Source organism: Mycobacterium sp. E3339 (assembly GCF_001666915.1).
GTDB lineage: Bacteria > Actinomycetota > Actinomycetes > Mycobacteriales > Mycobacteriaceae > Mycobacterium.
Genome location: NZ_LZIZ01000196.1, coordinates 22,509 through 33,890, shown reverse-complemented (window position 1 = coordinate 33,890; position 11,382 = coordinate 22,509). Strand labels below are relative to the sequence as shown.

Annotated in this window: 9 protein-coding genes; 4 read left to right on the top strand and 5 right to left on the bottom strand. The window is 70.0% G+C overall.

The annotated features are described in order from the left end of the window. Window positions 1-20: 20 nt before the first annotated feature. Window positions 21-1,412: an amidase gene (locus A5702_RS18340; protein WP_082956116.1), complete on the bottom strand. Its 1,392-nt coding sequence runs from the start codon at window positions 1,410-1,412 to the stop codon at window positions 21-23. A 47-nt stretch (window positions 1,413-1,459) separates the two neighbouring features. Between A5702_RS18340 and A5702_RS18335 the strand changes: the two genes are divergently transcribed. From A5702_RS18335 to A5702_RS18325, 3 genes are all read left to right on the top strand, one after another. Beyond that, window positions 1,460-1,888: an HIT family protein gene (locus A5702_RS18335; protein ID WP_068222496.1), complete on the top strand. Its 429-nt coding sequence runs from the start codon at window positions 1,460-1,462 to the stop codon at window positions 1,886-1,888. 10 nt (window positions 1,889-1,898) lie between these two features. Further along, window positions 1,899-2,345, top strand: coding sequence for a nitroreductase family deazaflavin-dependent oxidoreductase (locus tag A5702_RS18330; RefSeq protein WP_068222485.1), 447 nt, complete (start codon window positions 1,899-1,901; stop codon window positions 2,343-2,345). 84 nt (window positions 2,346-2,429) lie between these two features. Continuing rightward, window positions 2,430-6,353 carry a bifunctional diguanylate cyclase/phosphodiesterase gene (locus A5702_RS18325; RefSeq protein ID WP_082956115.1) on the top strand — a complete coding sequence of 1,308 codons (3,924 nt, stop codon included), beginning with the start codon at window positions 2,430-2,432 and terminating at the stop codon, window positions 6,351-6,353. Here the strand turns inward: A5702_RS18325 and A5702_RS18320 are convergent. From A5702_RS18320 to A5702_RS18310, 3 genes are all read right to left on the bottom strand, one after another. Further along, window positions 6,350-7,381, bottom strand: coding sequence for an LLM class flavin-dependent oxidoreductase (locus A5702_RS18320; protein ID WP_068222483.1), 1,032 nt, complete (start codon window positions 7,379-7,381; stop codon window positions 6,350-6,352). The genes A5702_RS18325 and A5702_RS18320 overlap by 4 nt on opposite strands. A 118-nt stretch (window positions 7,382-7,499) precedes the next feature. Then, window positions 7,500-8,618 (bottom strand): FAD-binding protein, encoded by a 1,119-nt coding sequence (locus A5702_RS18315; protein ID WP_068222479.1) that lies wholly within the window; start codon window positions 8,616-8,618, stop codon window positions 7,500-7,502. Then, complete coding sequence (locus tag A5702_RS18310) at window positions 8,615-9,442, bottom strand: uracil-DNA glycosylase (protein WP_068222489.1); 828 nt, start codon at window positions 9,440-9,442, stop codon at window positions 8,615-8,617. The genes A5702_RS18315 and A5702_RS18310 overlap by 4 nt, the downstream gene beginning before the upstream one ends. 62 nt (window positions 9,443-9,504) lie before the next feature. Between A5702_RS18310 and A5702_RS18305 the strand changes: the two genes are divergently transcribed. Beyond that, a complete protein-coding gene (locus A5702_RS18305) occupies window positions 9,505-10,746 on the top strand; it encodes an MFS transporter (RefSeq protein WP_055403716.1) in 1,242 nt (413 codons plus the stop codon). Between the two features lie 4 nt (window positions 10,747-10,750). Here the strand turns inward: A5702_RS18305 and A5702_RS26755 are convergent, their stop codons facing one another. Continuing rightward, window positions 10,751-11,347 carry an SHOCT domain-containing protein gene (locus A5702_RS26755; protein ID WP_068222475.1) on the bottom strand — a complete coding sequence of 199 codons (597 nt, stop codon included), beginning with the start codon at window positions 11,345-11,347 and terminating at the stop codon, window positions 10,751-10,753. Window positions 11,348-11,382 lie beyond the last annotated feature (35 nt).

The window sequence follows — 11,382 nt, the reverse complement described above, 5'->3', positions numbered from 1 at the left end:
CGGCGTGGAAAACGATCACCCTATGACACCGGCGGTCGCCGGTGGGCCCACGGCCGGGCGGTTTCGATCTGCGCGGCCAGCGACAACAGCGTGGCTTCGTCGTACGGCCGGCCCACCAGCTGCACGGCGATCGGCAGGCCGTCCCCGTCGAAGTCCCACGGCACCGCCGCCGACGGCTGCCCCGTCAGGTTCCAGACCTGCTGGTAGGGAACGCGTTGCGCCACCGCCAGCAGGGTCCACACCGCACCGTGGCGCTGGTAGGCACCGATGCGGGAGGGGCCCGTCGCATTGCCCGGCGTGAGGACGACGTCGACGTCGTCGAAGATCGACTGAATCCGGGCGCTCACCGCGGGCTCCGCGTCGCGGAGGGCGGTCATCCGCCGGTCGGAGAAGAAGGAACCGGCGCGCGCCACGTTGCGGGTACGCGCTTCGAGACGCTCGGGGTGGGCCAGCGAATCGGCGTCGTCGCTGATGCCGCGCAGATACCGGGGCAGGTAATTGGTCATGATCGCCGACGGCGGATAGTCGGGGTCGGCGGTGATCACCTCGTGGCCCAGATCGCGCAGCAACGCGCCGGCCTGTTCGACCGCCGTCAGCTGCGGCTTGCCTACCCGGACCGGCAGCGGCGTTGGCGACTTGGTGCTCAAGGCAATTCGCAGTTTTCCTGGCTCGCGCGTCGCCGCGGCGACGAACTCCCCCTCGGGCCCCGGCACCGTCGACGTCGCATCGAGGAACAGCGCGGCGTCCAGCACCGACCGGGCCAGCGGACCGTTGACGCTCAGGCCGTGCCAGGCGTCGTCGTGCGGCTCCAACGAGACCCGGTCGCGTTGCGGTTTGACGCCGAACAGGCCGCACCAGATCGCCGGAATGCGAATGGAGCCGCCGCCGTCGGAGCCCAACGCCAGCGGAGCCAGCCCGGCGGCCACCGCGGCGGCGCTTCCGCCGCTGCTGCCGCCCGGCGTGCGCTTGAGGTTCCACGGGTTGCGGGTGGCACCGAAGGTCAGCGACTCGGTGTAGGGGAACATCATCAGCTCGGGCACGTTGGTTTTGCCGATGATGACGGCACCCGCGGCGCGGAGCCGGTGCACCACCTCCGCGTCGGAGGCCGCCGCCGGCCCGTGCCCGCCGCTGCCGTACGTCGTCACCTCGCCGGCGACGTCCACATCGTCCTTGATCGCGATCGGAACCCCGAGCAGCGGCAGCCGCTCGCCCGCGTCCAGCCGGTCCTGCGCGGCGGCCGCCTCGTAGCGCGCGCTGTCCGGGAGAACGACGCGGTAGCAGCGCAGCTGGCTGTCGAGCCGCGCGATCCGGTCCAGGTAGATCTCGAGCAGCTCGGGCGCCGTCAGTTCACCGTCGGCCAGCATCCGCGCCTGGGCGGCCGCGCCTGCGAAGGCAACGTCGCGAGCGTCCACTGCGGCAGCGTATCCCCCGCTTCGGGCCAGCCAGTACCGTGGGCGACATGTCCTGCGTGTTCTGTGCGGTCGTCGCCGGGGAGGCCCCGGCCATCCGGATCTTCGAGGACGACGACTTCCTGGCGATCCTCGACATCCGCCCCTTCACCCGCGGACACACGCTGGTGATCCCCAAACGGCACAGCGTGGATCTGACCGATACGCCGCCGGAGACGCTGGCCGGCATGATCACCATCGGCCAACGGATCGCCCGCGCCGCCCGCGCGACCGAACTGGCCGACGCGACCAACATCGCCGTCAACGACGGCAGCGCCGCCTTCCAGACGGTGTTCCACATCCACCTGCACGTCCTGCCCCGCCGCAACGGCGACAAGCTCTCGGTCGCCAAGGGGATGCTGCTGCGGCGCGACCCCGACCGCGAAGCCACCGGGCGCATCCTGCGGGAGGCACTGGCCCGCATCGACGCCAGCCAGTAATACTGGGCGAATGGCGCTTCCGTCCTGGGTCGAGCAAGGGTTACTGCCCCAGATTCTGCGTGTGCACGACAACGTTTATCGCAAGACGAACGGTTGGATCGGTCACCGCATGCTGTTGATACCGAGCCTGCTGCTGCACACCGTCGGCGCCAAGACGGGCCAGGCCCGAACGGCGGCGCTCACCTACGCCCGCGACGGCGACGACTACCTGATCGTCGCGTCCAAGGGGGGCGACCCGCGCGCACCCGGCTGGTATCACAACCTGCGCAAGAATCCGGACGTCGAGATCAACGTCGGCCCCAAGCGTTTCGCCGTGACGGCCCGGCCGGTGCTGCCGGACGACCCCGACTACGGGCGGCTGTGGCAGATCGTCAACAAGAACAACGGCGACCGGTACAAGGCCTACCAGAGCAAGACCTCGCGGCCGATTCCGGTCGTGGTCCTGACGCGGCGCTGACCCGAAGCCAGCGTGGAGGTTTATTCTCCACTAGCACGCGGTGAACAGTTAGCTCACCGCACGGCGGGATCGGCTGGAGCGGGCATGAAACCCTGGGCGGGAAATCCCTGGCGGCGGCTCGGGGTTTCCGCACGCCTCGGATGGCTGCACGCCGCTACGTACAGTTTCGCGGCCGCGCTGGTGGTCGCCTCCTCCGTCGCCGGCTGGGAGGGGGCGTACGCGACCCGGCCGGTCGACGAAATCGCCCTCGCGATTTGTTTGCTGTTCGGGGCGGCGTGCTCCGGTTACGCGGCGCGCGCCGCGACCGGGCGGCAGCGGTACGGCTGGCTGGCGATGGTGACGGCCCTGCTGGGCTGGGCGGTCGGGGAGGTCATCTGGGCGGTCTACGACGTGCGGCCGAGGGTCGCGCACGCCACGGACCCCGCCGCCGCCGAGATCGTGCTGCTGCTGTGGCCGTTCGGCGCCATCGCGGCTCTGGTGCTGTTGTCGCGCGTGTCCCGCAACAGCCCGCGGCGACTGGTGCTGGACGGGCTGATCGTGGCGACGTCACTGTTCGTGGTCTCGTGGGTGTTCGTGCTCGACAAGCAGCTCAGCGAGGACACCGGGTCGCGGGTGACGACTGTCGCCGAGGTGTTCAACGACGTCGTCCTGCTGACCATGGCGATCCTGCTGCTGGCGCGGGGCGTTTCCGGCGACATCCCGAGCCGGAACCTGCTGGCCGGCGGCGTCGCGACGATCAGCGTCTCCGACATCGCCATGGTCTTCAAGACGGGCATCGGTAGCTATCAGGTCAGCGACCTGGTCGACCTGGGCCGGGTCGTCGGGTTGGGAATGATCGCGATGGCCGCGCTGGCCAGCGTCAATGAGTCGCCGCTGCCGACGTCGCGCGCCGAGGAGATCCGGTCGCGAACCCGCCTGTGGTTGCCCTACCTGCCCCTGCTGCTGGCCTCCGGGGTCGGCTTGGGCCGCGCGGTGGGCTACATGGCGCACGGGCCGTTGCTGTTCGCGCTCGGGGTTCTGGTGGCTGCGGTGCTCGCGCGGCAGCTCGTGGTGTTGAGGGAGAACCAGAGCCTGTTGGCCGAGGTCGCGCGGGAGGCGTTTCGCGACAGCCTGACGGGTCTGGCCAATCGCGCCTATTTCTTGCAGCGGCTGGAAGAGGCCGTCGCCCGCCGGAGTCGGGAGCCCGCGCCCATCGGGGTGTTGAGCCTGGACCTTGACGACTTCAAATCGGTCAACGACGCCCTCGGCCATCCGGCCGGCGACGAATTGCTGGTTCAGGTCGCCGGGCGGCTCACCGCCGTCCTGGACGGCGAGTGCGTCACCGCTCGCCTCGGCGGCGACGAATTCGCCGCGCTGTTGGAGGGTTCCGTCGAGGAGTCGCAGGCCGCGGCGGAACGAGTGCTCAAGGCGTTCGACAGCCCGATCGTGATCGACGGCGTCCCGATCCCGGTGCGACCCAGCGTCGGCTTCACGGTGGCCGCCGCCGGGACGGACTGCAACGTCGAACAACTGCTGCGCCACGCGGACCTGGCCATGTACACGGCGAAACGCGAAGGCGGGCAATGCGTTCGCAGCTTCGTGCCCGACCTTCCGCTCGCGTACTCGTTCGCGACGGCCCAGAACACCGAACCGGCCGAGGGGGCGGCCGGGCTCGCGGAGGCCGGGACCGAGCCGGCGCTCAGGCGGGTCGTCGAGGTGGCGACGCCAAGACCGGCGCAACCGCCCGACACTATCGACGGCATTCGGTGGCCACCGACGCCGATCCGGATTGCCTTGGCCGTCTTGGCAATTGGTGTCGTCTCGTTCACCGTGACCAGCCTCCTCTTCCCGAACGCCAGCCACAGCGTCTTCTTCGCCAAATCCCTGTATTCGGCGTTGAACCTGCTGGCGGCCGCGCTGATCGCCGTCCGCGCGTACCGACTCAGGGCCGACCGGCTCGCGTGGTCGCTGATCGCCGCCGGCATGGCAGTTTCGGCGCTCGGTGACGTCGTCTACGCGGTGTGGGTGCCCAACGGCAAATCCCCGTCGGTCGCGGACCCGGAATACCTGGCGTTCTATCCGTTCGTCTTCGCCGGCATCTTGCTGCTGATGCGATCGCACCTGCGACGGGTGCCGATGCCCATCCGCCTCGATTCCCTGGTCTGCGCGTTGGCCGTGGCGGCCGTGGGGGCGGCGCTGCGGGCCGGACCCATGCACGCCGACGCGGCCCGGGTGCCGGCGACCGTGCTGGTGGGTCTGATCTATCCGTGGGGTGATCTGGTGCTGCTGGCCCTGGCCGTCGGCATGCTGCCACTTTTGGGCTGGCGCAACGAATTTCGCTGGGCCTTCCTCGTCGCCGGGCTGGTGGGTTTCGCGATCGCGGACACCGCCTACCTCTTCGAGACTTCGGCGGGCTCGTACCGGGTGGGCACCACGCTGGACGCGCTCTGGCCGGCGTCGTCGCTGCTGGTGGCGATCGCCAGCTGGGCGCGCTGGTCGTCGGCGGCGCCGACGCCGCGGCGCGGCCTCGCCTCCTACGCGGTGCCGGTGACGTGCACCGTCGTCGCGCTAGGCGTCGCGGTCCTGGGGCACAATTCGCGGCTCGCCTCGACCCTGGCCGCGCTGAGCCTCGTCGCGGTCGCCGCGCGGTTCTCGGTGACTTTCCGGGACGTCAGCCTGCTGGCCGAAAGCCACAAGCAGGCCATGACGGACCAGTTGACCGCCCTGCCCAATCGTCGCTCGCTGGCGACCGCCCTGACCGCGCTGTCGGCGTCGGCGTCGCCGGGCAAGGCGTCGTCGCGCCGCGCGCTGCTGTTGCTGAACCTGCACCGGCTCCGGGAGATCAACGACTCCGTCGGCCGCCACTTCGGTGACGAGCTGCTGTGGCACATCGCAAACCGACTCACGCACAACGCCCGTCGCGACGATCTGCTCGCGCGGGTGAGCGACGAAGAATTCGCGATCCTGCTGGGCGAGGGGTCGGACCTGGCCGCCGCGCGCGGCCAGGCGGGCCGGCTGCTCGAAGGCATGAGCATCCCGTTCGAGTTGGACGCGATCAGTGTGCAGATTGAAGCCTGCATCGCGATCACGCTGTACCCCGACCATTGCGACCATCCGCAGGAGCTGTTGAATCGCGCCGAGGCGGCGATCCCGCACGCCAAGTCCGCGATCAGCAAGATCGCGGTGTACGAGTCCTCCTTCGAGATGGATCGCGACCACGATCCCAACCTGGTTCGCGAGCTGCGCGCCGCGCTCATCGACGGCGACCAACTGACGGTGCATTACCAGCCCAAGGTCAACGCGGCCGACGGGAGCGTTCACAGCGTCGAGGCGCTGCTGCGCTGGCAACACCCGACCCGCGGCCTGCTGTTGCCCGAGGAATTCCTGCCGACCGCCGAACGCGCCGGCCTGATGCGCACGGTCGCCAACCGCACCATCAACCTCACGCTCGAGCAGATTCGGTCCTGGCGCGACGGGGGGATCCCGCTGGCGGTCGCGGTCAACCTGTCGACGACCAACCTGCTCGACCTCGACCTCGCGGTCACCATCGAACGGCTGCTGCGCACTCACGGTTTGCCGGCCGACGCACTGATCATCGAGATCACCGAGAGCGCCCTGGTCGACTCGGATCGCTCCCGCAACACCGTCGCCGCCCTGCAGGTTCTCGGGGTTCGCATTTCGGTGGACGACTACGGCACCGGATGGTCGTCGCTGGCCCGCCTGCAGGACGTGTCGGTCGACGAGCTCAAGCTGGACCGGCGATTCGTGGCGCGGCTGGCGCAGGACCCCCGATCGGTCGCCATCGTCGAGTCCACCGTGGACCTGGCGCAGAACCTGGGCGCCGATCTGGTCGCCGAGGGGGTCGAGGACGAGGCCACGCTGCGCGCGCTGCGACGTTACGGCCGCATCATCACCCAGGGCTTCGTGCACAGTCCGCCGCTGCCACCGGACGAGCTGCGGCGTTGGATCACCGGCCGGATGGCGGCCGCCGAGGATGTCGATCCCGACCGGTCCGCCGTGACGGACTAGAACAGTTCCTTGGCCAGCAATTCCAGGGTCGCCACCCGCGCCGGCCCGGTGGCCGGGTCGGTGCCGCGGCGAGCCGAGGCGACCGGGTTGACCATCACCTCGTCGACGTCGAACCGCTGCGCAAGGGCCCGCAGCTGTTCGGCGGCCTCGGCCGGCGTGCCCAGGACCGCGCGTCGCAGCCCGCTTTCCACGATGTGCTGTTGCTGCGGCGTCAGCTCCGCGCCTTGCACCTCCTCGACCAGCGGCACCGGCCCGAGGGGCTGGCCGGTGCGCAGCTTCGCCATGATCTGCAGGTTCGGCAACATCAAAGCCGTTGCCTCGTCCCGGGTTTCGGCCACGGCGGCGTTGACGGTAAGGAATGTCACCGGCTCGGTCGCGACGGCGCTCGGCTTGAACCGGGACCGGTAGACCTCGAGGGCTTCCTCGGTTCCGTTGCCGGAGAAGTGATGTGCGAACACATACGGCAGCCCCTTGGCGGCGGCCAGGTGCGCCGAGTACATCGACGAGCCCAGCAGCCACAGCCGCGGCTCGCCGGCCGCCGCCGGGGTGGCCTTGAGCCGGTAGTCCCCCGAGCGCAGCGGCACCACCACGCCGCGCGCGCTCATCAGCGCCGCGACGTCGTCGAGGTAATCGGGGAAGCGCTCGATGTCTTCGTCGCCGCGACTCCCCCGCAAGGCGTACGACGTGACGGGGTCGGAGCCGGGCGCCCGGCCGATGCCCAGGTCGATGCGGCCGGGGGCGGCGGCCTCCAGCAGCGCGAACTGCTCGGCCACCGCCAGCGGCGCGTGATTGGGCAGCATCACACCGCCGGACCCCAGCCGCAGCTGCGTGGTCTGCGCGGCCAGGTAGGCGATCAGCACCGGCGGGCTGGTGGCGCCGACGGACGGCATGTTGTGGTGCTCGGCGACCCAGTACCGCGTGAAACCCAGCCGATCCGCGGCCTGCGCCAGCTGCACGGTCGCCGCGAGCGCGTCGGCGGTCGTCTGGTCCGTGCGCACCGGGACCAGATCAAGGACGGAAAGTCGCACGTTGGCGTCAACGCCCTTCGGCTCGCGAACGTTCCCGGCTCGGTGGCGCGAGCAGACACAAAATCGCACGCCCGCGCGGCGTGGCGGGTGATTTTGCGTCTGCTCGGCCGAAGGGCTGTCAGTAGTCCTTGAGGGTTATCGAGCTGACGATGCGGTCGAAGACCTCCTGCGGTATCGGCGCCCCGCCCGGGATGTTGTCGACCACCAGCCACTGGTTGCGCTTGACGTAGTCGTTGAACTCCTTGTGGTAGTTGGCGAACCCGAGTTCGTAGTCGTCACCCGCGGCCGCCAGCTCGCCGGCGAGAATGTAGGCGCCCAGCAGGGCGACGCTGGTGCCCTGGCCCGACAACGGCGAGCAGCAGTATCCGGCGTCGCCGACCAGCGCGACCCTGCCCTTGGACCAGCGATCCATTTTGATCTGCGACATCTCGTCGAAGTAGAAATCGGGGGCGCTGCGCATGTATTCCAGCAGCTGGGGACGCACCCACCCGTCGTCGGCCATCCGCCGTTCCAGCTCGGCGAACTGCGCCGCGGTGTCGCGGTAGTCGATCCGCAGGTCGGCGTCCATGAAGCCGAGCATGGCCCGCGCCTCGGTGTTGTTGCGCGCGCTGTAGATCCCGGCCATGGTGGCGTCCCCGTAATGCCAGGTTTGCCAGTGGTCCAGGTCGAGGAAATTGGGCACCGTGAAGATCGCCGCGTGAGTGCCCAGCCGCTCGATGAACTGCTCCTCGGGGCCGAACACCAACCGGCGCACGTTGGAGTGCAATCCGTCGGCACCGATGACCAAGCCGAAGCTGCGCGCGGGGGCGCGTTCGAAGGTGACATTGACGGCCTCGCCGTCGTCGTCCAACTCCGTGATGGTGTCGTCGAAGATGTATTCGGCCGTCCATTGGCTTGCGCCGTAAAGCAATTCGACCAGATCATCCCGCAGCAGCTCGATATCGGGGTTGTCGATGAGCCCTCCGGTAGGGGTGGACTCCGTGTCGCGGGACAGTTCGTTGCCGTCGCGGTCGACGACGGAAGCGCCCCGAATTTGCGTCTTGCGCTTCTGGGCGGCGGCCAGCAGGCCCATGCGTTCCAGCACCCCCAGCGCGGGCCCGCGCACGTCGATCGCCTGACCGCCCGGCCGCGGCCCGGCGTGGCGCTCCACCACGGTGACCGAATAGCCATGCCGTCCAAGCCAATAAGCCGCCGTCGCACCGGCCACACTGGCGCCGGAAATCAGAACGTCGGTCACTTGATACCTGCCAGCCTCTTTGCGTCGCGGAACACGTCGTCGAGCATTGCTGGTGTCAACCTACCGGTAAACATGTTTTGCTGGCTGGGGTGGTAGCAGCCGAGGAGCCGCACACCGGGCGCGAATTGCGCCACCACCCCGTGGCCGAACCGCGGCTTGCGCATCGCGGTCGCGCCCGGCAGCCGCAGCGCGATTTGCCAGGCGAAGCCGCCCAACGCGACGATCGTCCGCACGTGCTCGGCCACCAGCCGCCATTCGGCCTGAAGCCAGGGCCAGCAGGTGTCCCGCTCCGCCGGCGTCGGGGCGTTGGCCGGCGGCGCGCACCGCACCGGCGCCGCGATGCGAACCCGGTTGGCCCGCAACCCATCCGCGGCGTCCACGCTGGTCGGTTGGTTCACCAGCCCGGCCCGGTACAGCGCCGCGTAGAGCTGGTCGCCGGACCGGTCGCCGGTGAACATGCGCCCGGTGCGGTTGGCGCCGTGCGCGGCGGGCGCCAGCCCCACAATCAGCAGCCGGGGCCGCTCGGACCCCCAGCCGGGCACCGGCCGGCCCCAATACGGCTGGTCGGCGAAGGCGCGGCGTTTCAGCACGGCCACGTCCTCGCGCCAGTCGACCAGCCGCGGGCAGGCCCGGCACACGCTGATCAGGGCGTCGAGTTCGGCGATCGACGCCACGTTCGGCGCCAGCGCGGCGACCTGTGCCGCGTCGGCCGCCACCGGGGTCCGCGGGGTGGCCGGATCCCCCGGCCATCCGCTGCCGGGAACCACCGGGGAATCGAAGGCCTGACCGGTACGAGGGTGGGCGAGCACATGAACATCCTGCAGTAGCCGGAAAAAATCGGTCGCCGCCAATACCGCCTTGGCGCTAGATTCAGCCGCGATATCCCATGAAAAGCGGCGGCCCGACGTTCCTCATCCTGTTCGCCACGCTGACGGCGACTGCGGGTACCGGCATCTCGATCGTCGCGTTCCCGTGGCTGGCGCTGCAGCACCACGACAGCGCCAAGGACGCGTCGATCGTGGCCGCCTGCATGACGCTCCCGCTGGTGGTCGCCACGCTGGTCGCCGGCACCGCGGTGGACTACTTCGGGCGCCGCCGGGTCTCGCTGGTCTCCGATGCGCTGTCCTGCGCGGCGGTGGCCGCCGTGCCGCTGACCGCCTGGTTTTTCGGGTCGGCCGCGATCAACCTGGTCGAGCTGGCCGTGCTGGCGTTTCTCGCCGCCGCTTTCGACCCGGCCGGCACGACGGCGCGCCAGTCGATGCTGCCGGAGGCCGCCGCCCGCGCCGGCTGGTCACTGGACCGCACCAACAGCATCTACGAGGCGATTCTCAACCTCGCGTACATCGTCGGCCCGGGCATCGGCGGTCTGATGATCGCCACAGTGGGCGGCATCAACACGATGTGGGTGACCGCCGGGCTGTTCGGGCTGTCCTTCCTGGCGGTCGCGGTGCTGCGGCTCGAGGGCGCCGGCAGGCCACACCACGCGACCCGGCCCGAGGGGTTGGTGTCCGGCATCGCCGAGGGCCTGCGATTCGTCTGGAACCTGCGAGTGCTGCGCACGCTGGGCCTGATCGACCTGGTCGTGACCGCGCTGTACCTGCCGATGGAAAGCGTGCTGTTTCCCAAATACTTTTCCGACCACCACCAACCGGCGCAGCTGGGTTGGGCGCTGATGGCGCTCGGGGTCGGCGGCGTGGCGGGCGCGCTCGGCTACGCGGCACTGTCGAAACACACCCGGCGACGCACGGCGGTGCTGACCGCGACACTGACCTTCGGCGCGGCGACGGTCGGCATCGCGTTCCTGCCGCCGTTGCCGGTCATCCTGGTGCTCTGCGGGGTCACTGGCCTGGTCTACGGGCCGATCCAGCCCATCTACAACTACGTCATGCAGACCCGGGCCCCGCAGCATCTGCGCGGCCGGGTGGTGGGCGTGATGACCGGCCTGATGTACGCCGCCGGGCCGTTGGGGTTGCTGGTGGCGGGTCCGCTGGCCGACGCCGCCGGGCTGCGGGCCACGTTCCTGGCGTTGGCGGTGCCGATCCTGCTGGTCGGCCTCATCGCCTGCGGCCTGCCGTCGCTGCGGGAGCTGGACCGCGCGCCGGAAGTCGCCGCGGATTCCCCGCGGTGATCCGTCACTCGCCGAGGATCTTGCGCTTCTGCTGCTCGAATTCCTCGTCGGTGAGCAGTCCGCGGTCCTTCAGCGCGGCCAGCCTCTCGAGCCGATCGACCGGGTCCGCACTCTGGTGGGCCTGCGCCGCCTGCATCGCGCCGAGCGCCTGCTGTTGCATCTCGGCGCCGCGGCGCATCATCTCGTCGCGGAAGGCGGCGGGGTCGGCGATGGCTCGGCGGATGACGTCGGTCATCGGCATGCCCATGACCTGGGCGCCCGCCAGGTCGGGGCGGGCCGCCGTCACGGCGTCGATGGCCGCGTCGGCCGTGGCGACCGGCCGGTGGTCGAGCTGCACGCGGCTGTGGTCCTTCGGGTCGAACAACACCGCCAGCCTCAGACCCGGCCGCGGCGGGCTCAGCTGAGGTAGCAGCGCGGTGACGCTGGCCTCGAACGGCGCTTCGCCCTCGGGCGTGACCCGCAGCAGCAGCTTCCAGCGAACCTCGGTGTCGTTGACCAGGTTCGGGTTGCCCACGGTGACCGAGATCGCCGACTGCTCGGCGGCCAGGACGTCCGCGAACGCACGGGTGCCGACTTTGCTGAGATCTTTGCGTCCGAACACCGTGCCCCTTCCAGGATCGGTCAACTGTACAGCGC